We start from the raw sequence: 24,445 nt of genomic DNA on the forward strand, positions 1-24,445 counted from the left end.
GCGGGGCTACTCGCGCGTCAGCAGGTAAGCGCGGTTGCTGGACCTCACCGCGAGCCAGGTACCCGTACCCCCCATGGACACAGCCTCCCCCAGGGAGACGCCATCCGCCTTGATGAAGCCTACGGGCGTCCACACCGAGCCAACGAGCGAGAAGATGTAGACCGCTCCCGCGTTCGAGCGGTCGTCGTTGAATGGGTCACTATCGGGCAGGACACCCGCGGAGTCCTCGGCGGGCGCTCCCACCGCAATCCACTGTCCGTCGGAGGAGACCGAGACCGAGGCACCGAAGTTGTCATCCGCTCCGGCGTTCCAGGCCTTGAGGTAGGCCGTCTGGACCCACAGGTTCGGGTCCATCGAGTCGCGCTCGAACACGTAGGCGGCGCCCGCGTCCGTGGCCGCGTTGTTCGCGGCATCGCCGTTCACGGTGGTGGCGCTCGAGTCTTCACGCGGAGCGCCGACCACGATGCGCGACACGTCGCTGCTCACGGAGACCGCGTCTCCAAAGCCATCCCCCGAGCCGGAGACGACGGGCGAAAACGAGGCGGCTTGCGTCCAGGTGCCCGAGGTGTCGCGCCAGATCCGCACGATGTTGTCGCCGCCGAAGGCAAGAAGCGCCCCGTCCGAGCTGAGGCTCACCGACCGTGTCGGAACTGTGAGCGTCGCCGAGAGTCCCCACACGCCTCCGCTCTCTCGGTAGATCTGAGGGGTGGTCTGGCCACGCCGACCAAGAACGGCGACCTGGGCATTGGCAGACACTGCCATGAGGTCGGTGGAACTCGTCGCTCCTACCAACTGGTGTGCCACGCCGCTCGCGGACAGAGCACGAACCTGCGTGCTACTCGAGAACAGAGTCCACTCGCCCGCGCCGGAGACCGCCGTGGAAAACGGGTTGCTGCCCGAGACGCCGCTAAAAGCCCTCGCGTCCCAGTTCGACGCGATCTGCGCGTAGTCGTACACCCGGCAAGAACCAAGAAAGCAGAACCCTGCTGCCACGTGCAGCTCATCAACGGACATGGCAACCCCATGGATCTTGGTCCCCGACGAGGGTGCGAGCTCGAAAGTTGTGAAAACGACGCGCCATCCGCGATGAATGTCGACCGTGTACGCGCGAGACACGCCTCCCCGAGACACTTCGATGCTCACGGGATTCCAGCCGATGGCGAGCGGAATGGGCGCCGACATCCCTGCGCCCGGAACCTGGACGCCATCGACCAGGATCGTCGTGCTGGAGGCACATGCGACCGAAGGTGTGAGCTGGCAGCTGGTGCTCGCGAGACCAGCTTCCACGGTGTAATCCATGGTGAGCGGATCAAACTCCGGCACGAGCGCTCCGCACGTCGTCGTCAGACCCGTGAGGTCGATGGGCAGGTCATCGGGTTCCCCGTCGCAGTCATCATCCAGCCCGTTGCAGGACTCAGTCGCCGGCGCCACGCCGCTGCAGGGGGTCCAGCCCGTGCCGGTGCACGACTGCGTCCCGAACGTGCAGGCGCCCACATTCGTCCCGCACGCCTGGGTGGTGCCCATCTCGCACGTACACGATTCGTCGAACGTCCCGTCGCAGTTGTCGTCGAGTCCGTTGCAGATCTCGGCGGCACCTGGATGGACCGTCTCGCGCGCGTCGTCGCAGTCCAACGTGTTGCCAACGTGACCGAGTGGTGCACTGCACGCCAACACGGCCACTCCCGCACCAAAGCCATCCTCGTCGCTGTCCGGGTAGAATGCACTCGCCACTCCGTCGTCGGGTGCGCCGTCGCAGTCTTGGTCCAGACCGTCGCAGATTTCTGCGGCCGGCGGAGTTCCGGAACAGGCCCCCCACGTGCCACCCGTGCACGTCTGAGAGCCCACGGTGCAGAGGCCTTCATCCGTTCCGCACGGCTGCATCGCGCCGTCGGTGCACGTGCAGCCGTCGTCCAAGAGCGTGTCGCAGTCATGGTCGACCGCCCCGTCGCACACCTCCGTCGCCCCGGGGTGCACGGCGCCGAAGGTGTCGTTGCAGTCACCGTTCCGCGCGACGTGCCCCGCGGGGGCCGTGCATGCCTGGACGGGCATCCCGGCTCCCCACGTGTCGCCATCGGCGTCGGCGTAAAAGGGAAGCTGGACGCCGTCATCGGGCACGCCGTCGCAGTCGTCGTCGACGAGATTGCACGTTTCCAACGCCGTGGGCCGCACGGCGGCGTTCGCGTCGTTGCAGTCCAGGACCGCGCTGTTGGTGTAGCCCGCCGGACAGAAGCCGAAGCCGGGGCGAGATGAGTCGAGGCAGCGTGACGCAGGCGCACCGACGCCAAATCCGTCGGCGTCCGCGTCGGTGCGGCACGACGGGACCGTCAACGCTTCGTCGGTCGAGCCGTCACAGTCGTCGTCGAACCCATTGCACACCTCCGTCGAGCCTGTACCTGCAGTGCCAACGCACGTGAGGGTCACGCCCACACACGAGAACGCGCCTGGACTCTCGCAGATGCCCATGCCCACAGCGCAACTCCCACCCGCTCCGGGCACGTCATCGACCACCGTGTTGCAGTTGTCGTCCGCGCCATTGCAGACCTCGACACCGCCCGGGTTCCTGGTCCCCACGGTGTCGTCACAGTCTACCGGGACACCCTGGTTCGTGTAGCCGGCGGGGCAGTTGCCGACACTCGGACGCGAGAGGTCGGCGCAGCGCGTGGTGGACGTACCCGTCCCGTATCCGTCGGCGTCCATGTCGCGATAGCAACCGTCCACCGTCAGCCCCTCGTCGGTGTCTCCGTCGCAGTTGTCATCTACACCGTTGCAGGTCTCGGGGCTGGGACCCGAACCGTTGCACCCCGCCCACGCGCCCGCGATGCACGTCTGCTCGCCGATGGAACACGCCCCTTCGTCCATGCCACAGGCGCGCATCATCCCCATCTCGCATGAGCAGCCTTCGTCGACGGAGTTGTCGCAGTCTTCGTCGAGGACGCCTTCGCACGCCTCCGTGGAGCCGGGATGGGCGGTCGGAGCAGCGTCGTTGCAGTCGGTGTTCAGGGCGACGTGATCGCTTGGTGGACTGCATGCGTACACGGGCGCACCGGCGCCATAGCCGTCTTCATCGGCATCGGCGTAGAACGACAGCAGGACGCCTTCGTCCATGAAGCTGTCGCAGTCGTCGTCGCGGCCATTGCAGACTTCGGGGGCAGAGGTGTTGACCCCCGGTCGGGCGTCATCACAGTCGGTCCCGCAGGCGCGGTCGCCCGAGCCGTCGACGTTGCAGCAGAGCGCGTCGGCCTCCCCGTCGAGGTCCGCGTCGCGGAAGCCAAAGGTGCGGGGGTCGCAGTCTTCGTCCGCATCGCCCACATCGCAGACCTCCGGGTTGCCCGGAAAGCGGCCGGCGTTCGCGTCGTCGCAGTCGGCCCCGCCACAAGCGACGCTCTGCACACCATCACCATCCACGTCGCGGTTCGAGCCGCAGCCCGTCGTGCAGCGCCGGAGCGAGTCGTCGCACGTCTCCCCGCCGGTACAGGGCAATGCGCTGGCCGGGACGCAGCCTCGCGCGTCCGCGTTAGACGCGCTCGGCCGGCAGTCTTCGACCCCGTTGCAGAAGACACCATCGTCGCAGTCCGTCGTGGCGGCACAGGTGCTCCCAGCGTCGGTCGTGCCAGGGTTCGGCGACTCGCTACACGCCGTGAGCGCGAGCGACGCGGATAGGAGTATCCCCACCCCACTCCAGACACCAAACCCTCGGGTTGTCATAGACGGTCTCTCCTCCAAGCCACTGAATCGTGCAGCGAAGCTATCGTGGGATCCCCGCCCGTCACAAGCCCTAGCAGGCACAATCCCCCGTTTGGGGGATGCCTCTCACGCGTAGTCGCGCGCCCAGACCTCTTCGAGTTGCGCGCGCAGGCTCTCGCGCGCGGCGAACAGCGGGTGGCCTCGGGGTACGTCTTCGAGCAGTTCTCGGAACAGCTGCATCACCGGGCGGTACTTCTCGCGCAGCTTCGCGCGGCGCGCCGGGTCGCTCACGTTGGCGAGACACCAGGCGTTGGTGGAGAAGTCGGCCAGCTTGATGGCGGCCACCCACGGGTCCGCGCGCACGGCGTGAGCCACGTGCTCGGCGTAAAGCTGGGCCTTGCGCTCCGTCAGGTCGGCGGTGGAGAGGGTCCCGAAGCGCTCCTGCGGGAGGGCCTCGAAGTCGGGGTTGGTGAGCAGCTCGAGGCGCTGCGCCACCGTGGCGCCGAACGCGGAAGCGACCACCGCGAGCGCTTGCTCCCGCTCGGTGGGGGCCGTGTCCGGACCCCGTTCTGCCAGGCGCGCAGCTTGGTCCTCGATGGCGTCGTGCAGCAGCGCCGTGACCAGCGCGTCCGCGTCTGCGTCGGGACACCAGCGGAGCACCCGGCGCGCCACCTCCACCACGTGGGTGATGTAAGGCAGGCCGTCGGGGCGGCGCTGGCCAGCGTGGAGCTCCTCGGCCAGGGCGGCGGCCTGCATCACGCGGGCTTCGGCCGTGGGGTCGAGCCGCCCCTCGAGGAGCAGCAGCAGGTGATCGATGTGAGAGGTCATGCGTCCCTGCAAGATAACCGTCGGGAGAGCGCCGCGGCGTCAATCACCGCGTGGGCGAACGGACAACGATGGCGCCACGCTGTGATGGTCCAGCCCAGTGGGCGGCTGCTAGGCTCCGCCGCATGCAGGTGAACGGCACCCCCGCGAACCACGAGTCCACCGACACCCCGCGTCAGCAAGCGCTCGCCGCGCTCACCCGCTGGCGCGCGGAGCGCCCTTGGGCGAGGGTGGATCCGGCCACGCTGGACATCCACGACGTACAGGCCGTTGGCCCCACGCAGGTGATCCTGACGTCCACCTTCGAGCGCCGCGGGGTGGAGTACGAGATCGTTCACGCCAACACCGCGCCCGACGTGCAGGACCCCGGGCCCGATCCGTGGAGCGTCCCGCTGCAGCACCCCGAGGGACTGCCGCTGGGCAGCAGCGTGCGTTCGCGTCTGCCGGGCACGAAGGTGCACATGGACTGCGGGCTGTGCTCGCGCATGGGAGAGACGCAGTGCCCCACCTGCCACGGCGACGGACAAGTGCAGCACGGCGAACGCACGTCCCGGTGCGGCACGTGCAACGGACGCGGCCAGGTGCGGTGCGACAGCTGCAACGGCTCGGGCGGCGTGATGGGCACGCCCACGGTGTGGTCCGCCATCGAGCTGCACCGCGAGCTGCGGGTGATCGAGGCGAGCGAGCTGCCGCTCGACCTGTTCCTGGCGCTGCAGAACACCACCAGCGACAGCGTGGTGGTGCACACCCAGGAGGACCAGCGCATCGACGGGCTGCGGCGCAGCCAGGGCTACCGCGACGACGCCATGCAGGGGACCGATGCGCGCTTGCACAGCGTGGTGAGTGCGCTGGCGGCAGCGCCCGGGGTGGACCCGGGTGACCGCATCGTGAGGCAGCGGCTCGAGGTGCGGCAGGTGCCGGTGTTCCGGCTGCTGCTCACCCGGAGCGAGCCCATCTTCGTGTACGGCGACCCGCCGCGCATCCTCCCCGAGGACGCGTTGGTGTCCGTGGGCGGCAAGGTGGCGCGCGTGGCCCCATGGTTGGCGGCGTTGGCCACCGCCGTAGCTGGCACACTCTGGGCCTGGTCGCGCTGAGCGCGGATCGCTCACCTCTCCGTGACGCTGCACGCCGCAGCCTGCGTGGTGCGCTGCATCATGCGTCCGTCGGGCACCATGTCGAAGCCCATGGGCGTGTACAGCCCGTGCGCGTCGCGCGTGCCCAGCATGACCCGGCGCAGGCCCGCGAGCCGCGGGTGGTCCACCAGGTTGCGCACCAGCACCTTCGAGATGCCGCGCCCACGATAGTCGCGGTGCACGAACACGTCGGCCAGCCACGCAAAGGTGGCGCTGTCGGTCACCACGCGCCCAAAGGCCACCATCCGACCGTCGGGCGCGTAGGCGGCCATCGTGTACGAGCCCACCACCGCGCGCACCAGCGTGTCTGCCGTGAGGTCGGTGGCCCAGTACGATTCGTCGCGCAGCCAGCCCAGCAAGCGCGGCAGGTCGAGGCGCGTCGCGTCGCCAGAAAATGTCACCTCGGCGTGCATCAGGAAGGGCTCGAGGTGCGGCGCGCGCCGCAGCCGGGCGGCCACCACCGAGGGGGGCGGCGTGGGCGTGCCCACCGGATGCGCGGCGTCGGGCTCGGGCGCCAGGGTGGCCTCCACCAGCGGCAGCACACCCGCCCAGTGGGGCAGCGGCAGGTCGTCTTCGTCGTCCACCGGCCCGGCGCTCCGGATCTTGACGGAGGCCTCCGTGAGCGACAGCGCCACCACGCGCGTCACGCGCAGCTCGGCGTCACTGGCCGGCCGGCACTCTTCCGCGCGGCCCGGCAAGGCGTGGTCCACGATGGCGTCGAGCGCGGCGCGCTTCTCGGCGTCGGTGTCCACCTCGCGCAGCCGCCCAAAGACCACGGCGCTGCGGTAGTTCATGGAGTGGTGCATGGCCGAGCGCGCCAGCACCAGCCCGTCCACGCGCGTGGCCACCAAGCACACCTCGGTGTCCTCGGCGCGGCCGCCGCGCAGCAGCGCGTTGCCCACGGCGCCGTGCAGGTAGAGCGTGTCGTCGATGCGCGCGAACACCATGGGCAGCGCCATGGGCGCCGGCGTGGCCACGTGCACGTGGGTGCAGTCGCCGAGGAGATCGTAGAGCGCCTCACGGTCGGTCACGGCCCGCATGGCCCGACGGTGCAGCGTGGTGCGGGGCGTGGGCGAGAGCGGAGCGAGCTTTGGGGCGATGTCTTCCATGCGGCTGAACGTGCCGCACAGCTGGTACTCTCGAAAGAGCCAGATCGGAGAACTGGACTAGACCAGTTGGGCCAGCTCCCGCTGCGCCCTCATGCGGCGCGCACACTCACCCAGCGCGGGATGGCCGGGAGCGACACCAGCAGCATGCCCAGCGCCAGCCCCGCCACGCTGCCATACCCGAGACAGCGGCAGCCCAGCGCCCCGGTGGCCACGATGAGCGGAAAGCCCGCCACGAAGAACAGCAGCGGGTCGCGGTCACGCTCGGCCCGGCGGGCGAAGGCCACCCCGATGAGCAAGCCAGTGGCCGCGCAGGCGGGCATGCACCACGACATGCAGGCCCCGGCCACGCACACGTGCCCGAACGACTGCACCACGTGGGTGACCGCGAAGGGCAGCGCGCCGTAGACCAGCGCGGGCAGCACGGCCCGGCCGAAAGCGCCGCCCAGGAACACGGCGAGAGTGCCCGCCAGGAACGCCGCCATGCCGAACCACACGGCACGCGGGTCCGAGCCGGCCAGGAGCGCGACCGCCGTGTAGGCCAGTGCCGGGGCGGCATGCGTGAGCGCCAGCTTGGCGCGGCCACGCTGGTAGGCGCTATGGGCGGCGGTGATGGCGTGCGGGTCAGGTGCCATGGACATCCTTCAGGAAGGCGCGCAGGCGCGTCATGGCGCGCTCGCGCCGCTTCCGAAACGTGGCGTCGCTGGGGTGGGACTCCGTGAGCACCTGCTCGATGACCTGGCGGTCCCCGGGCGACAAGAGCGCGATCGCCTCGCGCAAGTGCTGCAGCTCGCCCCTCTGGATGGCGTCCTCTTCGGGGGACGCGTGCCCGCTCGCGTGGGCCTGCGCGGCATCGAGCGGCGCGCTGCGGTCGCGCCGCGCGCGGGTGTGGGCGCTGCGCAGCTCCCAGCCGGTGAGGGTCAAGGCCCAGGCGTAGGCATCGCGCGCCGGGTCGTAGCGCGGCGCCTCCGCGAACAGCTTGAGCAACGCCGCCTGGGTCACGTCGTCGGCCTCGTGCTCGCGTGCGGGTCCGAGAGCGCGGCCCACGAAGGCGCGCAGCGCAGGCCACAGCAGTCGATACGCTGGGTCGATCGCGCCACGATCGCCATCGGCGAGCCGCACGAAGAGCGCGTTGAGCTCCGTGCGGAGCTCAGGCGGCAGGGTCCAGGCGGAGGGAGACGACAAGGCCCAGGATCATGGGGCGTTGTGGTCACAGCCGCCAGCGCAGGCGCTGCAGTCACCGCCGCCATCGCACACATCGCACGCACAGGTCGAGCCGCAGCCGCAGTCCGACGCGTTCGCGCGGAGGGCATAGCCCGTCGCGCCAGCAATGGGCAGGGCGAGGATGGCGAGGAACGTGAGGAACTTCTTCTTGGTGGTCATGCCTGTATGGGCCGCAGGAGGCCCAGGCGTGACAGCCCCCGCCCGAATTCGTTACGCTGAGGCATGGCACGAGGCGGACGAAGCAAGCGCAAGAAGCGCGAGGCCAGTGAGGAAGGCGAGCCCAAGCACGCAGTCGGACGGCTGCACGCCGCGTTGGTGGGCGGCCTGGTGGGTGCCGGTGCGGGCGCGGTGTTCGCCGCCGAGTGGCTGGAGGATCTAGAGCTGCTGGTGCCGCTCGCCGCGGGTGGCGCGCTGGTCACGGCGGTGCTGGCAGCGGTGATGGGCGACAAGGTCTGGGAGACCATCACGGACTGGCTGTAGCGGGGATGCGCGCGCCGGCCAGCATGCTGGGCTGGGCTACTCGGTCGGCTCGGTGAACCCGAAGTTCTGCACCCAGTGGAAGTCGTGCAGCCCGATGCCGATCTCGTTGGAGCCGGTGGACAGGATGTTGTTGCGGTGGCCGGGGGAGTTCATCCACGAGTCCATGACGGACTCGGCCGACTGCTGGCCCGCTGCGATGTTCTCGCCACGTGGGCTGCCGTCGTAGTTGGCGTCGACGGCGCGGTCGCCGAACTCGCGGCCGTCCAGCGAGGTGTGGCTGAAGTAGTCCTGCGCCACCATGTCCTCGGCGTGCCGCTGCGAGGCCACGGCGAGCTCGCTGCTCCAACCGTACGGTGCGAGGCCACGCGACACACGCTCTTGGTTCACGAGCTGGAACACGGCGCACACCTCGGCCTCCATGTCCGCCGTGCAGTCCGGGACGGCGGTGGCGTCACTGCACGCGAGGGACGTCGTCATCAGAGCCAGCACCAGGAGCAGCAGGGCACGTGGGGTCGGTCGCATGGGCACACCTCTCTATCTGGGGAGCGCGCAGCGTAGCAAGCTGCGCTAGCGTCTGGCTATGCACTCGCTCCCCCCAGCGCCTCGGCAGACCGTCTCGTTGTTGTCGCTCGCCCTCGCGGGCGCCACGTTCGCGGCACCCGCGCGCACGCTCGCCCAGGACTGCGACTGCGACCACACGGTGGCCCTCGGCGTGACCGAGGTGGACGGCGACGCGCTGGGCTACGCGCCCGGAGACCGGGTGTGCGTCACGTCCGGTGAGCGTGAGTTCCTGCGCTTCCAGCACCTCACGGGCAGTGAGAGCGAGCCCATCATCATTCTCAACTGCGGTGGCCTCGTGCGCATCCACAACACCACGCGCGCCTACGCGCTGGTCTTCGAGGACGACTCGCGCTTCTTCCACCTGACGGGCACGGGGGACCCGGCGCTGACCTACGGCTTCGAGATCTCGGCGCCCGATCGCGATCCGTGGCCCGGCGTGGGGCTGTGGCTCAACGGCCGCTCCACCAACTACGAGGTGGACCACGTGGAGGTGCACGACACGGGCTTCGCGGGGGTCATGTCGAAGACCGATCCGTTCTGCGACGGAAGCGCCGACCAAGGCACGTTCACGCAGCGCGACGTGTGGTTCCACCACCTCTACGTGCACGACACCGTGGGCGAGGGCTTCTACATCGGGAGCACGCAGGCCAACGGCCACACCATCACGTGTGACGGCGCACAAGAGGTGCACCAGCCGCACTTCCTCGAGGGCATCGCGCTGACCGACTCGCGCATCGAGCGCACGGGCTGGGACGGCGCGCAGATCGGCATGGCGCGCAGCGACTGCGTGGTGGCGCGCAACGTGATCGTGGACGTGGGCAGCGAAGACGTGGAGTTCCAGCAGCAGGGGCTGCAGATTGGCAGCTTCTCAGCCTGCGAGATCGCAGCGAACGTGCTGGCAGAGGGCCCCACCAACGGCATCTTCGTGCTGGAGGCCGACGACACGTGGGTGCACGACAACGTGGTCTCGAACTTCGCAGGCGACGGCATCTACGCGAACGTGCGCGACCGCTTCACGGGCGTGAGCTACCGCTTCCACTTCAACACCATCGTGAACTCGGGCGGCGCCGCCATGCGCGTGTTCGGGCCAACGCTGGGGCCGAGCGAAGCGCGCTCCAACCTGGCGGTGGGGGCTGGCGGTGGCATCAGCGCAGGCGGCGACGTGAGCTGGACGGCCGAGGGCAACGTGACCCTGGCCAGCACCGCGCTCGCGCGCTTCGTGAGCGGCACGGACTTCCATCTCGAGGCCGACTCGCCCGCGCGTGGGGCCGGCGTGGCGGTGACTGGGCTCGAGTACGACGCCGAGGGCTACCCGCGCGCCACACCCCCTGCAGCAGGCGCGTACGAGTATCGCGACCCGAGCGTGGACGCGGGCGTGACGCTGCGCGACGCGGGCTCACCCTTCCCTTCGGGTGGCGGCGGTGGTGGCTGCGGCTGTCGCATCGCGCGCGCATCCCACGACACGCGCGCATCGCATGCGGCGCTCGTGCTGCTGGGTCTCGCGCTCGCTCGCCGCGTGCGTCGTTCCCGTCGCTGAGCCCACGCGCGTCGCTCTGCGTTCACGAACTCGACACGCACGCCACGCGCAGCATCAGGGCGTCACGGAGAACTCCGCGAGCACACAGCGTGCGTCGTGAGCGAACCGCAGCAAGAGCGCGGGCCCACCGCGTTCCGTGCCTTGTGGCAAGCGGTAGAACGCGTAGTAGACGTCCTCGTCGCGCTGACACGGCGGAGGCGTGGGCACGTCGTCCGCCACGCAGAACGCGGGCTCGCCGTAGCAGTGGGTGCGCTGCTGCAGCACACACTCTCGGGGCGCACCGAGCGCCGCCACGATCACGGCGCGCGTAACGCCCACGAGCGCGCTCACGTCCAGCGGCGTCGCATCGATGGGCGCGTTCGCGCTCGTGTTCTCGACGGCGTGGAGGCGTGTGCGCAGCTGAGCGAGCAGCTCCTCGCGAGTGGGCGCTGCCGCGCGCGCCGTGGTCACTCCACGCGCGTCGCCACGGTGTTCCGTGTCGGGCTCCGCGCGCCCTGCGCAGCCCGCGAAGAGCCACAGCAGCAGCCACCAGCGTCGAGCGAGTCTCATGGTCCTCTCGGAGGTACGCGCTCCATCCCAGAAGATCACTCGCTTTTTTGAATTGCACCAGGTGGCGCAAGGCGCTCAGTGCTTCAAACATGAGACTTACCGGGCCCAACCCGATGGTGCTATAGGTCACGTCCAGTGCCCATGAAGCGCATCGCGATCTGCCTGGCTCTCTCGGCGCTGCCTGGCTGCGGAGGAGACGCCACCGACACATCGGCCGCTGTGGCAGCAGGGTCCGGGGAGTCGCACGAGAACTCGGGGGCAGACCCTCAAGAGGGCTCGCACGCGGACGAGAACGACGAGCCCACCAACGCGGAAGCCGCGGCCGCCGTGGCCGGTGAAGCCGCCGCCGAGGCGGACTTCGCGACCACCGACAGTGGCCCGTCGCGCCACGGCGCGCTCGAGTTGCACCCTGGATTCATGCCAGATCCGGTGATCACGGAGGGCCTCGCGGGGGGCACGCAGCATGCGCGCACGCTGAACGAGAGCTGCACCGGCTGGGTGGAGGACGTGCCCAACCACGTGCTCGTCACCACCGGCGCCATGGCCGAGCTGCGCGTGGTCGCGCACGCGGAGGAGGACATCACGCTGGTGATCCGCCGCCCCGACGGCAGCTTCGTGTGCAACGACGACGCAGAGGGCACCCGTGGCACCGACCCGATGGTGCGCGCCGAGATGCCGAGCGGCGAGCACCAGATCTGGGTGGGCGCCAACCGTGAGGGCGAGCACCCCAGCTACCGGCTGGGCTTCTCCGAGCTGCCCAACGTCATGCCGGCCAGCCTGATCGTCGAGCCACCCCCCGCGCAACGTTGACCCCTTCGGGCCGAACGCCTACCGTGATCGGTGCGGCGCGAGATGCCTCGAAGGATGACGCATGAGTGAAACGATGATGGAGCCGGTTCAGGGCCAGGACCCCCGCATCGGCATGGTGCTGCAGGATCGCTATCGCATCGTGCGCGTGCTCGGCGAAGGCGGCATGGGCACCGTGTACGAGGGCGAGCACATCGTCATCAAGCGACGTGTCGCGATCAAGGCGCTGCATGCGCAGTTCGCACAGAACCCCGAGATCGTGGCGCGCTTCCATCGCGAAGCGCTCGCCGCCACGAGCGTGGGTCACGCGAACATCGTCGAGGTCACCGACATGGGGCAGTTCCCCGATGGATCGGTGTTCATGGTCCTCGAGTTCTTGGAGGGACGCGACTGGTCCGACGACATCGAGAAGCAGGGTCCGCAGCCTGCAGCAAAGACGATCCGCATTCTCTCGCAGGTCTGCGACGCGCTCGACGCGGCCCACGCGAAGGGCATCGTGCACCGCGACCTGAAGCCCGAGAACATCTTCTTGATCACGCGCGGCGACAACGCGGACTTCGCGAAGGTCGTGGACTTCGGCATCTCGAAGTTTCACGACAGCACCGACAAGTCGATGACGAAGACGGGCACCGCGATGGGAACGCCCTACTACATGGCGCCGGAGCAAGCGCAGGGGAAGAAGGACGTCGGCAAGAGCGCAGACATCTACTCGCTCGGCGTCATCCTCTTCCAAGCGCTGACGGGACAGTTCCCCTTCGACGACGAGTCGTATCCCATGCTGGTCCTCAAGATCTGCACGGAGCCGGCGCCGGAGCTCGGGCTCTATCGCCCCGACCTGCCACGCGAGCTCTCGGACATCGTCGGGCGTTGCCTGCGCAAGGATCCGAACCAGCGCTTCGCGTCGTGTGGTGATCTCAAGGCCGCGCTCGCGCCGTACCGCAACCTCGAAGACGACCCGAGCGTGAGCGCAGACGCGCCGCCCACCTCCAGCCTCGCCGCCAGCGCGTTGCGTTCGGGCATCGCGCTCGCCGGCACCATGGCAGCAACCCCCGCCGGCCTAGACGCCGCTCCGCACATCGTCGCAAAGACGAACCCGGGCGTGACGCCTCCCTCGAGCCCCGCCGTGCGAGCCACGGGAGCAGGCACGCTCGCGGATGAAGACGCCGCGCTGCCTGTGAGCAAGTCGCGCGCGCCGCTGTGGGGCGCCATCGCGGGCCTCGGGGTGGTGTTCGCAGGCGTGGCTGCGATGGTGGCGTTCCAGAGTTCGGACGGAGAGGCCGCGGCCGTGGTGGCCGCCGCACCCACCGAGGCCACCACTCCACCCCCCAGCACAGCACCAGACCCGGCCACCAACCCTGCGACCAACACGGTGGTGACCCCGCCGGTGGGCACGGGCGCGAGCGTCACCGTGCAGATCACCACCATCCCCGAAGACGCCGAGGTCTACCTCGACGGCCACCGCATCCCCAACCCCTTCGACGGTGAGCTGCCGCAGACCGAGGTGCCCCGCACGCTCGAGGTGCGCGCCGCGGGGTACACCACCAAGGCACAAGATCTGGTGCTCTCGTTCCCGCAGCGCGTGCGCGTCCGCCTCGACGCCGGCGAGGGCGTGGACGACCGCTCCACGCGGGCCACGCGCGAGGGTGGCACCACGGGCAGCAGCACCATGCGCGCCAACACGCCCACCAGCGACATGGCCGGCACGAGCGGGAGCGAGCTGCCGCCTCCACCCACAGTGCGCGACACCCCGCCCGCCACCGTGGTGCGTGAGACACCGCCCACACCGCCGACGCCCGAGCCCGACACCAGCATGGGCCTCAAGCAGATCCGCTTCTGATGGAGAACCCCCCCCTCACGGAAGAAGCATGGGAGACGCGCTGGGCCACGGGTGACGTGCCGTGGGATGCGGGCGCACCCGAGCCGGGCCTCTTGGCGTGGCTCGCGAAGCAGGGCGACGCTGCACCCACTGGGCGCGTGCTGGTGCCAGGCTGCGGTGCGGGCTACTCCGCGGCTGCGCTCGCCAGCCCTGCGCGGCTCGTGGTGGGCCTCGACCTCGCGCCGTCGTCTGCCGCGCGCTTCGCCGAGGTGGCCGCGCACGCGGGCGTGCAGCGCTTCGTGACCCACGTGGTGGGCGACTTCTTCGAGGCCCCGCTGGGCGCACCGTTCGAGCTGATCTACGACTACACCTTCCTGTGTGCGCTGCCGCTCGCGCTGCGTCCGCGCTGGGCCGCGCGCATGGCCGCGCTGATGCGCCCGGGCGGCACGCTGCTGTGCATGGTCTTCCCCATCATCACACCGCCCCCGGGCTACGAGGGCCCGCCATGGCCGCTCACCATCGCCGACGTGCGCGCGCTGCTCGCGGCAGACTTCGACGTTGTGAGCGAGACTCCCTCCGAGCACACGCACCCCGGCCGCGAAGGCAAAGAGTGCCTGCTCGAGCTGGTGCGCAAGGGCTGAGCCGTGGCCAAGAAGCCCACCAACCCCACGTCTCCGTTCGCCGTCCTCAAGGACGTGCAGCTGGCGCCCCCGAAGCCTGCGGCCACACCCACACGCGCCCAGAGCGCCAAGGCCTCGGCGAGCGCCGCGAAGGCGAGCGCCGCGAAGCAGGCCGCGAAGAGCTCCGGCCCGACCGCAGAGGCGGCACCCGATCCCGCCGCCCGGGCCCGCGACTACGACGAGCGCATGGCCATCAAGCGCGCCTATGCGGGCGTGCGTCTCATGAACGAGCCCGGCGCGCCGAAGGTGGTGCAGCCCGTGGTGCGCAGCGCCGAAGACGTGGCCGACCAAGCACAGCGCGACGCCGAGGCGCGCGCCCGGCTCGACGCGTTCGTGGGGCAGGCCAAGCGCTTCGTGGTGGAGCGTGACGGCGACGAGGTGCGCGGGCGGCGCGACGACCTCTCGTCCGCCCAAGCCGCGCAGCTGTTCCTGCGCGTGCCCGCCCCCGAGCAGAAGCTGGACCTGCACGGCCTGCGCGGAGAAGACGCGGGCCGCCAGGTGGTGGCCTTCGTGCGCAGCGCCCAGCGCGCCGGCAAGCGCGTGGTGCTCATCGTGCACGGCCGTGGGCAACACAGCGCAGGCGGCGTGGGCGTGCTGGCCGAGGTGGTGCTCGAGACCCTCTCGCGCGGCGGCGCCGCCCCCGTGGTGCGCGCCTTCATGAGCGCCCCCAGCGCCAGGGCGGCAGCGGCGCGCTGGTGGTGTTCTTGACCGACCACTGACCTGGGGCCGGCCAGAATCTCGCCCGCTCCGCCAGAGAGTGGTACCCGGCAAGCACGCCATGAGCGCCAACCGTCCCGGCCCCACCGACCGAGCGTCCCCGCTCGAGCGCGCGCTGCGTGTGTTCAGCGACGTCCGCGCGGGCGAGGGCACGCTGTTGCTCGTGATGACGCTCAACGTGTTCGTCGTGATGGTGGGCTACTACATCCTCAAGACGGTGCGCGAGCCGCTGATCCTCGCGTCGGGGGGCGAGAGCAGGCTGCCCTTCCCGGTCAGCGGGTCGGAGGGCAAGGCCTACGCCGCGTCGGCCCAGGCGCTGTGCTTGGTGCTGGCCTCGAGCGCCTACGCCCGGCTCGCGGCGCGCTGGTCGGTGCGGCGCCTGATCAGCCGCGTGATCCTGTTCTTCGTGGCCTGCCTGCTGCTGTTCTATGCGGCCGCACGCGCAGAGCTCCCGCACCTCGGCTTCGTGTTCTACGTGTGGGTGGGCGTCTTCAACGTGGCGGTCATCGCGCAGTTCTGGGCGTTCGCCAACGACGTGTATCCGCGCGTGAGCGGCGAGCGCATCTTCCCCATCATCATGCTGGGCATGGGCGTGGGCGGCTGGCTGGGGTCGAAGCTCGCCGCTGGGCTCTACCGCTGGGGCGTGGGCAGCTTCGAGATGATGCTGGTGGCTGCGGCGCTGCTGCTGCTGCACGCGGGCCTCTACCGGGTGGTGCACCGCATGCGCGACCGCGGTGGGCTCGACGCCCCGCGCGACAGCCACCCGGAGCCGGCCCCCTTCAGCATGCGCGGCGCCTTCGCGCTGCTGGCCGAGAGCCGCTACCTGCAGCTCATCGCGGCCATGCTGATCGCCGCCAACCTGGTGAACACCACGGGCGAGTATCTGCTGAGCGTGGCCGTGAAGGCCGCGGCCGAGAGTGCCCCGGACGAGCGCGCCTTCATCGGCGCGTTCTATGGGGACTTCCACGCGCACGTGAACCTGGGCGTGCTGCTGGTGCAGGGGCTGCTCACCTCGCGGCTGGTGCGCCACGGCGGCATCCGCGCGGTCGTCTTCGCGCTGCCGCTGGTGGCGCTCTCGGCCTACTCGCTGATCGCCGTGGGAGCGACCTTCGCCATCATCCGCTGGGCCAAGGTGGCCGAGAACACCACCGACTACTCGGTCATGGGCACCGCCAAGGCGCTGCTGTTCCTGCCCACCACGCGCGAGGAGAAGTACAAGGCCAAGGTCGCCATCGACACGGTCTTCGTGCGCATCGGCGACGTGCTGGCCAGCGGGCTGGTGGCGCTCGGGCTGCACGTGTTCGCGCTGAACACGCGCGGCTTTGCGCTGGTCAACGTGGCGGTCATCGCCGTGTGGCTGCTGTTGGCGCTCGGCATCTCGCGCCGCTACCGGGCGCTGTCTCTCGAGCGGGAGCGCTTCTCGAACCCGCCGGAGGCGTAGTGCTCGAGGACGGGTGGTCGGCGCGGCGGACTGCTAGGCTCCCGGCATGTTCGGAAACCTGATTCACCTCGCCATCTCCTGGGTGGTCCTCACCATCGCATTCCTCGCCGCCGCCGCCATCGTTCCCGGCTTCGAGATCAAGGACGCCAAGTCCGGCTTCTGGGTCGCGGCGCTCTTTGCCGTGGTCAACGTGCTGGTAGGCTGGCTGATCGCGCTCTTGTTCGGCGTGGCCACGCTGGGCATCGCGTGCCTGCTGCCCGGGCTGGTGCGCTTCGTGGTCACCGTGGTGGTGATCAAGATCGTGGCAGGCCTGACCAGCGCGCTGAAGGTGAAGGGCATCTTCCCCGCCGCGCTGGCCGCCGTGGTCATGAGCTTGGTGGCCGCATTGCTCGAGTACGGCCTCAAAATGATGGGGTGACCTAGAACTCCTCGGCGGCGTCCTCGTCGGTCCAGTCGTCGCCGTCGCCGTCGTCGTCGTCGTCGCCGTCGAAGTCGTCGTCCAGCTCGTCCTCGTCGTCGGCCAAGACCTCGTCTTCTTCTTCTTCGTCGTCCGCGGCCACGGGGACCTCGTCGTCATCCGGGTCCCAGACCGTGACGGCCAGGTAAGACTCCTCAATGGCCGCGCCGTCCAGCTCGCCTAGGGCGACCTCGGCCTCCCACTGCTCCGAGTACTCCACCCACGCACGGCGTCCGGTGCGGGTGTTGGCCAGGAAGCCCGTGGCGGTGACCTCACCAAACTCTTCGCACAGCTCGAGCAGCTCGTCTTCGTCGAAGTCGAGCGGCAGGCCGCGGATCATGATCTTCAAGGACATGGGAACCTCCTCGACGCCGAGTGCGCCACGTTCAGAGCCACTGAGCGGAGCTGCCAGCAAGGCACGTGCCACTTGTTGCGAGCGCCACCTTCTGCTCGATGGCCGGCCCGGGAGCGGACATGGGCACCCACGGCTGAAGCCGTGGGCAGCAAACCTGGCCTGGACATACCGAAAGTCCGCCCAAGGGGCGGACTACGCGATCGACAACGGGGTGTGTTCTACCAAGGGTGGCCGGACGCAGTGTCCGAGTACCCTGGGTAGGGCAAACCCTGCTGGCAGCCACCTAGTCCGCCGCCGATAGGCGGGGGACTTTAGGCAGTACGATCACTTGGTTTGCTGCCCACGGCTTCAGCCGTGGGTGCCCATCGCAGCTTGCAGCACATCGAATCGCCCTCCGCGCGCAACTTCTGCACTCGCCTGCGTGCCAAAGCTGCACTCGACCTGCGCTTGCGCAACGATTGCGGGTGTCAACGCAGAGGGGCGCTGGTATGTGTAGCGGAGGTCCCGTGCCTGGACAGCTGCTCATCGTCGAACCGGAGCCCCGTTCCGCGACCGCGCTCGCCACGCTGGCGCGCGGCCTGGGCTATGACGCGCTGGTCACCCCCGACCCCGTCGCCGCACTCGAGCAGGTGGCCACCGGGCACCTGGACGCCGTGCTGGTGCGCATCGACGCAGTCTCCTTCGACGCCGGCCAGTTCGTGGCGGATGCTCGGCGCGCGCAGGCCGAGACGTCCATCGTGGCGCTGACGCCCGACGGCGATCTCGAGCGCGCGGTGGAAGCCATGAAGCGCGGCGCCGATCACTGTCTCACGCTGCCCGCCCGCCCAGAGGCCGCCCGCGCCGTGCTCCTGCGCGCCATGCAGCGGCCCCAGCAGGCGCGGGCCACACAGGCTGCCGAGGAGCGCGGAGGCCGTGTGGACCCCACGCAGGTGGGCGAGATCGTGGGCAACCACCCGTCCATGCAGGCGCTGCTGGCCAAGGTGGCGCAGGCCGCGCGGAGCCGGGCCACGGTGCTGATCCACGGCGAGACGGGTACCGGCAAGGAGCTGGTGGCCGCCGCGCTGCACCAGAATTCACGGCGCGCGGGTGGGCCCTTCGTGAAGGTGAATTGCGCGGCCCTGGCGGAGTCCATGCTGGAGTCCGAGCTGTTCGGGCACGAGCGTGGCTCGTTCACGGGCGCGGCGGCGCGGCGCAAGGGGCGCTTCGAGCGCGCGGCGGGCGGCACGCTGTTCCTGGACGAGGTCAGCGAGATCCCGCGGTCGGTCCAGGTGAAGCTCCTGCGCTTCCTGCAGGAGCGGGAATTCGAGCGCGTGGGCGGCGACGAGACGCTGCGGGTGGACGTGCGGATCGTGGCGGCCACCAACCGTGACCTGCGCTCCATGGTCACCGACGGGCTCTTCCGCGAGGACCTCTACTACCGGCTCAACGTCATTCGCCTCGAGGTGCCGCCGCTGCGCATGCGCCCGAGCGACATCACCCTGCTGGCCGAGGAATTCCTGCGCCGCTTTGCGGCCTCCGAAGACAAAGACGTGCGCGGCTTCGACGAGGCGGCCCACGCCCAGCTGCTGACCTACCCCTGGCCAGGCAACGTGCGCGAGCTGCAGAACGCCGTGGAGCAGGCCGTGGTGCTCGCCAGCGGGCCGCTGGTCACCGCGCAAGATCTGCCCATCGCCCCCATGAACGAGCGCGGCGTGGACCCGCTGAGCATGATCATCCCGGGCGTCACGCTGGCCGAGCTCGAGCGCTACGCCATCTTGAAGACGCTGGAGTCGGTGGACGGCTCCCCGGCGCGCGCCGCCGAGATCCTGGGGATCAGCCGGCGCACCATCCACTACCGCCTCAACGAGTGGGGCCTGGGCCGCGGGCGCGCGTAGGCTGGCCGGGGCTGGACTGCCGCTGCCGGCTCTCCACCACCCCGCTGGGCGTGTCGAGCGAGAGCAGCTCCACCAGCGCCCCCACGCTGCCGTCGTAGGCTTCGAACAGCTCCACCAGGGCCCGCAGCTCCTCGCTGGGTGGCTGCTCCGCGCACAGCTTCTCGAGGGCCCGCTGCACCAGCACGCGCCGCACCTTGAGCTGCCCGAGGAGCTCGGGCGACACCAGATCGGTGGCGTCCACGGTGGAGCGGGGCTTGGCGCGGCGGGTCACGGGGCTGCAAGGAGCAAGGTCCGTGCCGGTGGGCTGCGTGTGGTCCTCGTCTATGAGGCGCCCCGAGGAACGACCGTGATGCTCGCGCTGACGCCGGCCAGCGCGGGATCGATTCCTGCGACGGCTGAAGCACGTTGATGACTGGTGACTGCTAGTCGTCCGCGGGGATGGGCGTGAGCGTCCCGAGCTCGCGTCGCAGCCGCTCGAGGTAGTCGCCAGCGACGAACGCGAGCACGTAGCCGCAGTCGAGGCACACGCGCGCCGACGTGATCCCGTAGGCCTTCATGCCGGTGTCGGCCCACGACTTGTCGGGCCCCTGGAACCTCACCTCGAGGCTCTTGTTGGTGCTCTGCGTCTTGTAGAGCGTGACCGGCGTGAGGTTCGATCCGGTGCACACCGGGCAGTGGAGATCGTGCGTCATGCACTCGAGGCTACACGACGGCGGGGTCCACGTTTGCAGCGCAGCGCCGATCCGAGCGAGCATGGACGCGCCGCACGAGGAGTGTTCACGTGACCAGCGCCCAGACCGAGCTCGACCGTTCGCCGCCCGAGGTTCCGGACTTCGATGCTCCGCCCACCGTCACCGAGAACCCCCTGGATGCGCAGGGTGCACCAACCGGCCGCTGGGTCGTGGCCCGCGGCGACTCGGTGTTCGTGGCCACCTACCAGGACGGTCGCGCGTCGGGGCGGTTCGTGCGGTTCGTGGATGCGCGCCGGTTCGAAGTGGGACAGCTGGTCCCGCGGCCCGACCTCCTGCCGAACGTGCTTCCGCTCGAGACCGCCACCGACGGACACGTGGACGGGGCCGCGTTCTGGGGCCGCGCGGGATCGGTGTGTGTCGGGCGGTGGATCGTGCTGCACCCGGGCGGCGCCGTGCTTAGGGCCATCGAGTTCGACGACAGCGGCCTCCCGCATGGACTCTGGCGCGAGTGGGACGCTGCGGGTCAGCTCGTGCGGCACGAGACCCACGAGCGGGGATTCCTCACCGGGCGGGCGTGGCGCTGGACGGGCAAGAAGCTCGTGGCCACCGAGTATCGGCATGGGGCACCGGTGCTGGCTGCGCGCTCGCTCGGCCCCGTGCTGCGTTCGCTGTTCTCGGCCCGGGACGTGGCAGATGTCGGCGCCGTGGTCGAGCCTCGTGGCGGCCCGCGGCTGCTCTGGGTGCTCGCCGGGCAGGGGCTGCTGCAGCCGCTGTCGCGGCACGTGTGCGACCACCTCCGGCTGTATGGCGAGCCTCGCCAGGCCGAGGTGGCCGCCTTCCTGCTGCGCTTGCCGGACGGGGTGAGCGCACACGACCTGAAGCGCGCTGGGCTAGGGGGCGCCGTGGGGAGGCACGTGACGTCGTGGACCGCAGGACGCAGGGCAGCACTCGCGGCGCGCCTATCGGGTGGGGCGCGCCAGCTCTTCGACGAGCTTCGCAAGACCTGCAGCGACGCCCTCGACCAGCTGGGGGAGCCCGTGGAAGACGCGTGGCTCGACGCGGCGCTCGAGGACACGGCCCCACCAGCGGAGGCCACTGCAGAAGCAGGCCGGTAGGCTCAGTCCGACTCGAGGATGGTTGCGACGCCCGCCACGACCCCACTACGCGCGCACGGGTTCGTACTCGGGCACGGCTCCCACGGCGAGCTTCTTGCGCACGTCCTCGAGGGGTTGCTCCAGCAGTGAGACCCAGTCCGTGACGGGCAGCCAGCGCGCGCGCAGGCCGCGAACGAAGCCGCCGAGGATGATGGCGCGGTTCTGGAAGACGCGTGGATCCACCAGCCCCGACGCGCCCGGCCGCCCACCCGCGAGGGCACTGCCGGCCAGCCCCGTCAGGATCAAGAAAGCAACCCCCAGGTTGCCCATCTGCGCGAAACCGAAGGCAAGAAGCGAGAGCTCTCCCACGATGTCACCCTTGTAGCCGGTGAGCGTGTGCCAGAGATCGTGCGTGTCGCGCATGTACTCGCGCAGGAACGCCAGCTCCGGGGACGTGACGTGCTCCGTGATGCGCCCCTCTTGCGAGGCCTCCACCAGCCCGTCGGCGCTGATGCCCTCGGCCTCCACGAAGGCCAGGTACGCGCGCCCGAGGCTACCATCGGGCATCTGCCGGAGCCGCTCACGGTCGGTCAGCGCCTCCACCACGGGCGGCCGCTTGGCGAAGAGCGCGCGGCCCTCTTCGGACTCGATGAAGTGGCCCACCTGCCGCACCTCGATGGGCCCGATCATGGACTCGAAGAGCGTGAACACGTGCCGCGTGTCCTTCGGGTCTTCCATGATGCCCTTGAGCCCGCCCGCGATGCGGCTGGGGTGGAACATGGGCATGCCCGCGCGGTGCATGAGCCGCGCCGTGCGCACAAACAAACTCGCCTCGTCGCGCAGTGCCATGCCCACCAGCCTACCACGGCAGCCAAGCACACCGAACCCGGACCAACTCCCGCTATGATGCCCGGATGAACCTCAGGCTGCTCGCACTGCTAGGGCTCCAACTCGGGTGCTCCGGGTCCGCCACCCCCGCCACCGCCCCGTCAGCGCCCGAGGTGCCGACCCCGGCCGCGAGCGGCGCCTACTTCACCGAGGACGACCCGCCTGCCCAGGGAGAGACCCTGGCCGACCGTTCGCCATCGGCCGAGGCGCTGGTGGCGCAGCGCAGGCCGACGGTGGTGGTGGACCTCGTGTTCACCGGCCGCGATGGTGTCGCCGTGCTCGATGACGATGGGGACGTCTCGCTGCTGGATCTCACCGGGGAGACTCGCGCCTACTGGTCGGGGGCTGGCAGCCCGCCGCTGAGGGTCTCCGGCGCGCTCCTCACCGCGCCGGGGTTTGCTGGCGCGCTCCACAGCGGAGAGGCCTGGGTGCCACGGGTGCGTGGCGCTCGAGTCGGTACCAGCTCCGCCGTGGTTTCTCCGCGCGGCGATCGCATGGTGGCCCGCGGCGCCGGCGATCGTCACGGAAGCGTGCTGCTGGCCTCGTTCCCCGAAGGCGCGCTGGTGACCTCGCTGCCGCTCGAGCAAGAAACCTCGCCCGATCTCCAGTGGGCACCGAGTGGCCGCCACTTCGCGCTGTGCGACCGGCGTGGGGTCACGCTTCACGCGGCCGAGGATGGAGCGTTGGCGGGTCGCTACGCCGCCCCTGACGCAACGACCGTGGAGGACTGCGCGTTTCGACCCGTGGGAGGTGCGCTCGCGGTGCTCCTGTCCAACGGCGTCGCCGCGTTCCTGGACACGCGCAGCCTCGCGCCCCACGGCACGACGCCGGCCGCGAATGCAGGACGCCCAGACCGCCTCGCGTGGTCGAGCGACGGCTCGTTCATCGCGACCTGGAAGCGCGGCGACGGCCAGGTGGTGATCCACGATGCCGTGCGCGGCGCCGTCGTCCGGACGGTGGCCACGAACCTCCCCGCATCTTCCGTGGCGGTCGCAGCAGGCGGGCGCTGGCTGCTGGTGGGGAGCGTCGCGGGCGAGGTGCAGGCGTACGATCTCTCGAGCGGCACGCCTCGCCAGCTCTGGGAGCCCGGCGGCGATCGCGCTGTCGTCGTCATCGATCCCACGGGGACCCGCGCCGCATTCGTGAGCGGTGGCGACGTCCGCTACGCGGAGCTCCCTGCGGAGGCGCCGGTGTCCGTAACGCCCGTCGCGCGGCCGACACCGCGACACTCGCTGGTGTTCGGCGATGAGCAGCGCCCCTTTGCCTTCGTCCTCGCAGGTGGATTGTTCCGCTTTAGCGCCGAGGGGCTAGCGCCGGTGGCGCGCCATATCCTCAACGGCGAGCCGCTCTTCATGTCGGATCGCGGTCGCTTCATCACCAACGACGGAAACGTGCTGGAAGCCGACGGGAGCAAGCTGCTCCCGTTGCCCGACGAACGCGTGGTGCTCGAGTCGGGTGACGGACGGACGTTCGTGCTGCGCCGGAACGACACGCTGGTGGTCCGCGACCATGCGGGGACCGAGCGCGCCACGCTAGCGCTCGACACCGATGAGACCGTGCCTTGCCGCGGCCAGGGCTGTCCGCTGCCACTCGCCATCGCGCCCAATGGCGCCCGTGTCGCGATGCTGCGGGACCGCCGCCTGCGGATCTTCGACACCACCAGCGGAGCGGTCGTGGGCCAACGTCAGGTCGGCGCGCGCACCATCCAGGACAGTTTCGAGATCGACCGCACGGGCACCTGGCTGCGGCACTTCGATGAGACCGGGAAGCTCGAGATCCTCGCGGTCGATGGCCTTCGGACGGGGTTTCGAGCGCCGGTGCCGGGCGAGGGCTCGGCCATGGCGTTCTCGGGCGATGGGCGCTTCCACGCCCACACCGAGGCGGGCGTGCTGGTCATCACGGCCTTGCCGTCACGCGGTCGCCCCCGCCGAGTGGAAGCGCCCGGCGAGACCGAAGCGCTCTACGCCGCGGGCGAGCACTGGCTGATCCGCGAGACCCTCGACGAAGTGTCCCTGTTCGACGCCGAGACCGGCGCACTGCTCGCTCGGGTGAGCGCTGCAGCCATCCGTCTCGTGCTCCCACCGCGCGGGGGCTCGACGGCGGCGCCCGGAGCCCAGCCGGCCGAGCCGCAGGGCGCGGGTGCCGTGGAGCTCTCGGTGGTGGAGTGCACGGACGGCGCGCTCGTGCTCCGCTCGTCCGTTGGCCCGCTGCGCTCGTTGGGCACCTGCACCCTCGCGAACGACTTCACGCTCGTCGGCCCCGAGCACATGGCGTTCACGGACGTTGGGGCGGCCCGCGTCGTCCGGCTGGCGGACGGCGCCTCGCTGCGCCTCGATGCGTTCACCTCCCGCGGCGGAACGAGGATGCTGGTCGCCATCGATGAAGAGGGCCACCTCGAGGGCACCGCCGCCGAAGAGCGGCACTACCTCGTGCGAGCCGCGGGGCCGGTGCTGTCCGCCGCGCTCACGCCCGCCCACGCGCGAGCGCGCGCTGGCCTGTCCGCCGCGTTCGTGGCGCGGTGAGGA

General features: G+C 70.2%; 24 protein-coding genes. 12 read left to right on the forward strand and 12 right to left on the reverse strand.

Annotation, left to right across the window (positions count from 1 at the left end; genetic code table 11):
- Positions 1-6 precede the first annotated feature (6 nt).
- Positions 7-3,390, reverse strand: coding sequence for a cadherin-like beta sandwich domain-containing protein (locus tag IPI43_12240; protein ID MBK7774881.1), 3,384 nt, complete (start codon positions 3,388-3,390; stop codon positions 7-9).
- A gap of 420 nt (positions 3,391-3,810) precedes the next feature.
- On the reverse strand, positions 3,811-4,512 hold the full coding sequence (locus IPI43_12245) for a bifunctional (p)ppGpp synthetase/guanosine-3',5'-bis(diphosphate) 3'-pyrophosphohydrolase (GenBank protein MBK7774882.1): 702 nt from the start codon (positions 4,510-4,512) through the stop codon (positions 3,811-3,813).
- 122 nt (positions 4,513-4,634) lie between these two features.
- Between IPI43_12245 and IPI43_12250 the strand changes: the two genes are divergently transcribed.
- Positions 4,635-5,603: a hypothetical protein gene (locus IPI43_12250; protein ID MBK7774883.1), complete on the forward strand. Its 969-nt coding sequence runs from the start codon at positions 4,635-4,637 to the stop codon at positions 5,601-5,603.
- A gap of 11 nt (positions 5,604-5,614) precedes the next feature.
- Here IPI43_12250 and IPI43_12255 read toward each other — a convergent pair whose 3' ends face one another.
- The 4 genes from IPI43_12255 to IPI43_12270 form a co-directional block, all read right to left on the reverse strand.
- A complete protein-coding gene (locus tag IPI43_12255; GenBank protein ID MBK7774884.1) occupies positions 5,615-6,751 on the reverse strand; it encodes a GNAT family N-acetyltransferase in 1,137 nt (378 codons plus the stop codon).
- An 89-nt stretch (positions 6,752-6,840) separates the two neighbouring features.
- Positions 6,841-7,383, reverse strand: coding sequence for a hypothetical protein (locus tag IPI43_12260; GenBank protein MBK7774885.1), 543 nt, complete (start codon positions 7,381-7,383; stop codon positions 6,841-6,843).
- Entirely contained in the window at positions 7,373-7,933 is a 561-nt protein-coding gene (locus IPI43_12265) for a sigma-70 family RNA polymerase sigma factor (protein MBK7774886.1), read from the reverse strand. Before IPI43_12265 ends, IPI43_12260 begins: the two co-directional genes overlap by 11 nt.
- A 9-nt stretch (positions 7,934-7,942) precedes the next feature.
- Entirely contained in the window at positions 7,943-8,131 is a 189-nt protein-coding gene (locus IPI43_12270) for a hypothetical protein (GenBank protein ID MBK7774887.1), read from the reverse strand.
- A 63-nt stretch (positions 8,132-8,194) separates the two neighbouring features.
- On the opposite strand from IPI43_12270, the gene IPI43_12275 reads away from it, so the two are divergent.
- Positions 8,195-8,452: a hypothetical protein gene (locus tag IPI43_12275; protein MBK7774888.1), complete on the forward strand. Its 258-nt coding sequence runs from the start codon at positions 8,195-8,197 to the stop codon at positions 8,450-8,452.
- A 36-nt stretch (positions 8,453-8,488) separates the two neighbouring features.
- Here the strand turns inward: IPI43_12275 and IPI43_12280 are convergent, their stop codons facing one another.
- Positions 8,489-8,974, reverse strand: coding sequence for a CAP domain-containing protein (locus IPI43_12280; protein ID MBK7774889.1), 486 nt, complete (start codon positions 8,972-8,974; stop codon positions 8,489-8,491).
- Between the two features lie 58 nt (positions 8,975-9,032).
- Here IPI43_12280 and IPI43_12285 point away from each other — a divergent pair, with 58 nt between their 5' ends.
- Positions 9,033-10,550, forward strand: a complete 1,518-nt coding sequence (locus IPI43_12285; protein ID MBK7774890.1) for a right-handed parallel beta-helix repeat-containing protein — start codon at positions 9,033-9,035, stop codon at positions 10,548-10,550.
- 54 nt (positions 10,551-10,604) lie between these two features.
- Here the strand turns inward: IPI43_12285 and IPI43_12290 are convergent, their stop codons facing one another.
- Complete coding sequence (locus IPI43_12290) at positions 10,605-11,099, reverse strand: hypothetical protein (GenBank protein MBK7774891.1); 495 nt, start codon at positions 11,097-11,099, stop codon at positions 10,605-10,607.
- Positions 11,100-11,240: 141 nt separating this feature from the next.
- Between IPI43_12290 and IPI43_12295 the strand changes: the two genes are divergently transcribed.
- From IPI43_12295 to IPI43_12320, 6 genes are all read left to right on the forward strand, one after another.
- Positions 11,241-11,909 carry a hypothetical protein gene (locus tag IPI43_12295; GenBank protein MBK7774892.1) on the forward strand — a complete coding sequence of 223 codons (669 nt, stop codon included), beginning with the start codon at positions 11,241-11,243 and terminating at the stop codon, positions 11,907-11,909.
- A gap of 61 nt (positions 11,910-11,970) precedes the next feature.
- Positions 11,971-13,743, forward strand: a complete 1,773-nt coding sequence (locus IPI43_12300) for a protein kinase (protein MBK7774893.1) — start codon at positions 11,971-11,973, stop codon at positions 13,741-13,743.
- Positions 13,743-14,363 (forward strand): methyltransferase domain-containing protein, encoded by a 621-nt coding sequence (locus IPI43_12305; protein MBK7774894.1) that lies wholly within the window; start codon positions 13,743-13,745, stop codon positions 14,361-14,363. The genes IPI43_12300 and IPI43_12305 overlap by 1 nt, the downstream gene beginning before the upstream one ends.
- A gap of 3 nt (positions 14,364-14,366) precedes the next feature.
- Positions 14,367-15,110, forward strand: a complete 744-nt coding sequence (locus tag IPI43_12310; GenBank protein ID MBK7774895.1) for a Smr/MutS family protein — start codon at positions 14,367-14,369, stop codon at positions 15,108-15,110.
- Positions 15,111-15,180: 70 nt separating this feature from the next.
- Positions 15,181-16,560 carry a translocase gene (locus tag IPI43_12315; protein MBK7774896.1) on the forward strand — a complete coding sequence of 460 codons (1,380 nt, stop codon included), beginning with the start codon at positions 15,181-15,183 and terminating at the stop codon, positions 16,558-16,560.
- 46 nt (positions 16,561-16,606) lie between these two features.
- Positions 16,607-16,978 (forward strand): phage holin family protein, encoded by a 372-nt coding sequence (locus tag IPI43_12320; protein MBK7774897.1) that lies wholly within the window; start codon positions 16,607-16,609, stop codon positions 16,976-16,978.
- Position 16,979: 1 nt separating this feature from the next.
- Here IPI43_12320 and IPI43_12325 read toward each other — a convergent pair whose 3' ends face one another.
- A complete protein-coding gene (locus IPI43_12325) occupies positions 16,980-17,372 on the reverse strand; it encodes a hypothetical protein (GenBank protein ID MBK7774898.1) in 393 nt (130 codons plus the stop codon).
- A 506-nt stretch (positions 17,373-17,878) separates the two neighbouring features.
- Here IPI43_12325 and IPI43_12330 point away from each other — a divergent pair.
- Entirely contained in the window at positions 17,879-19,246 is a 1,368-nt protein-coding gene (locus IPI43_12330) for a sigma-54-dependent Fis family transcriptional regulator (protein MBK7774899.1), read from the forward strand.
- Here IPI43_12330 and IPI43_12335 read toward each other — a convergent pair.
- Both IPI43_12335 and IPI43_12340 read right to left on the reverse strand, forming a co-directional pair.
- Positions 19,212-19,517 carry a hypothetical protein gene (locus IPI43_12335; GenBank protein MBK7774900.1) on the reverse strand — a complete coding sequence of 102 codons (306 nt, stop codon included), beginning with the start codon at positions 19,515-19,517 and terminating at the stop codon, positions 19,212-19,214. The two genes, IPI43_12330 and IPI43_12335, sit on opposite strands and share 35 nt — an antisense overlap.
- A gap of 151 nt (positions 19,518-19,668) precedes the next feature.
- Positions 19,669-19,938 (reverse strand): hypothetical protein, encoded by a 270-nt coding sequence (locus IPI43_12340; protein ID MBK7774901.1) that lies wholly within the window; start codon positions 19,936-19,938, stop codon positions 19,669-19,671.
- A gap of 89 nt (positions 19,939-20,027) precedes the next feature.
- Between IPI43_12340 and IPI43_12345 the strand changes: the two genes are divergently transcribed.
- Positions 20,028-21,053, forward strand: coding sequence for a hypothetical protein (locus tag IPI43_12345; protein ID MBK7774902.1), 1,026 nt, complete (start codon positions 20,028-20,030; stop codon positions 21,051-21,053).
- Positions 21,054-21,098: 45 nt separating this feature from the next.
- Here the strand turns inward: IPI43_12345 and IPI43_12350 are convergent, their stop codons facing one another.
- Complete coding sequence (locus IPI43_12350; GenBank protein ID MBK7774903.1) at positions 21,099-21,881, reverse strand: hypothetical protein; 783 nt, start codon at positions 21,879-21,881, stop codon at positions 21,099-21,101.
- Between the two features lie 65 nt (positions 21,882-21,946).
- Here IPI43_12350 and IPI43_12355 point away from each other — a divergent pair, with 65 nt between their 5' ends.
- Complete coding sequence (locus tag IPI43_12355) at positions 21,947-24,442, forward strand: WD40 repeat domain-containing protein (GenBank protein MBK7774904.1); 2,496 nt, start codon at positions 21,947-21,949, stop codon at positions 24,440-24,442.
- Positions 24,443-24,445 lie beyond the last annotated feature (3 nt).

This window comes from Sandaracinaceae bacterium (assembly GCA_016706685.1).
Taxonomy (GTDB): domain Bacteria; phylum Myxococcota_A; class Polyangia; order Polyangiales; family Houyiibacteriaceae; genus JADJJE01.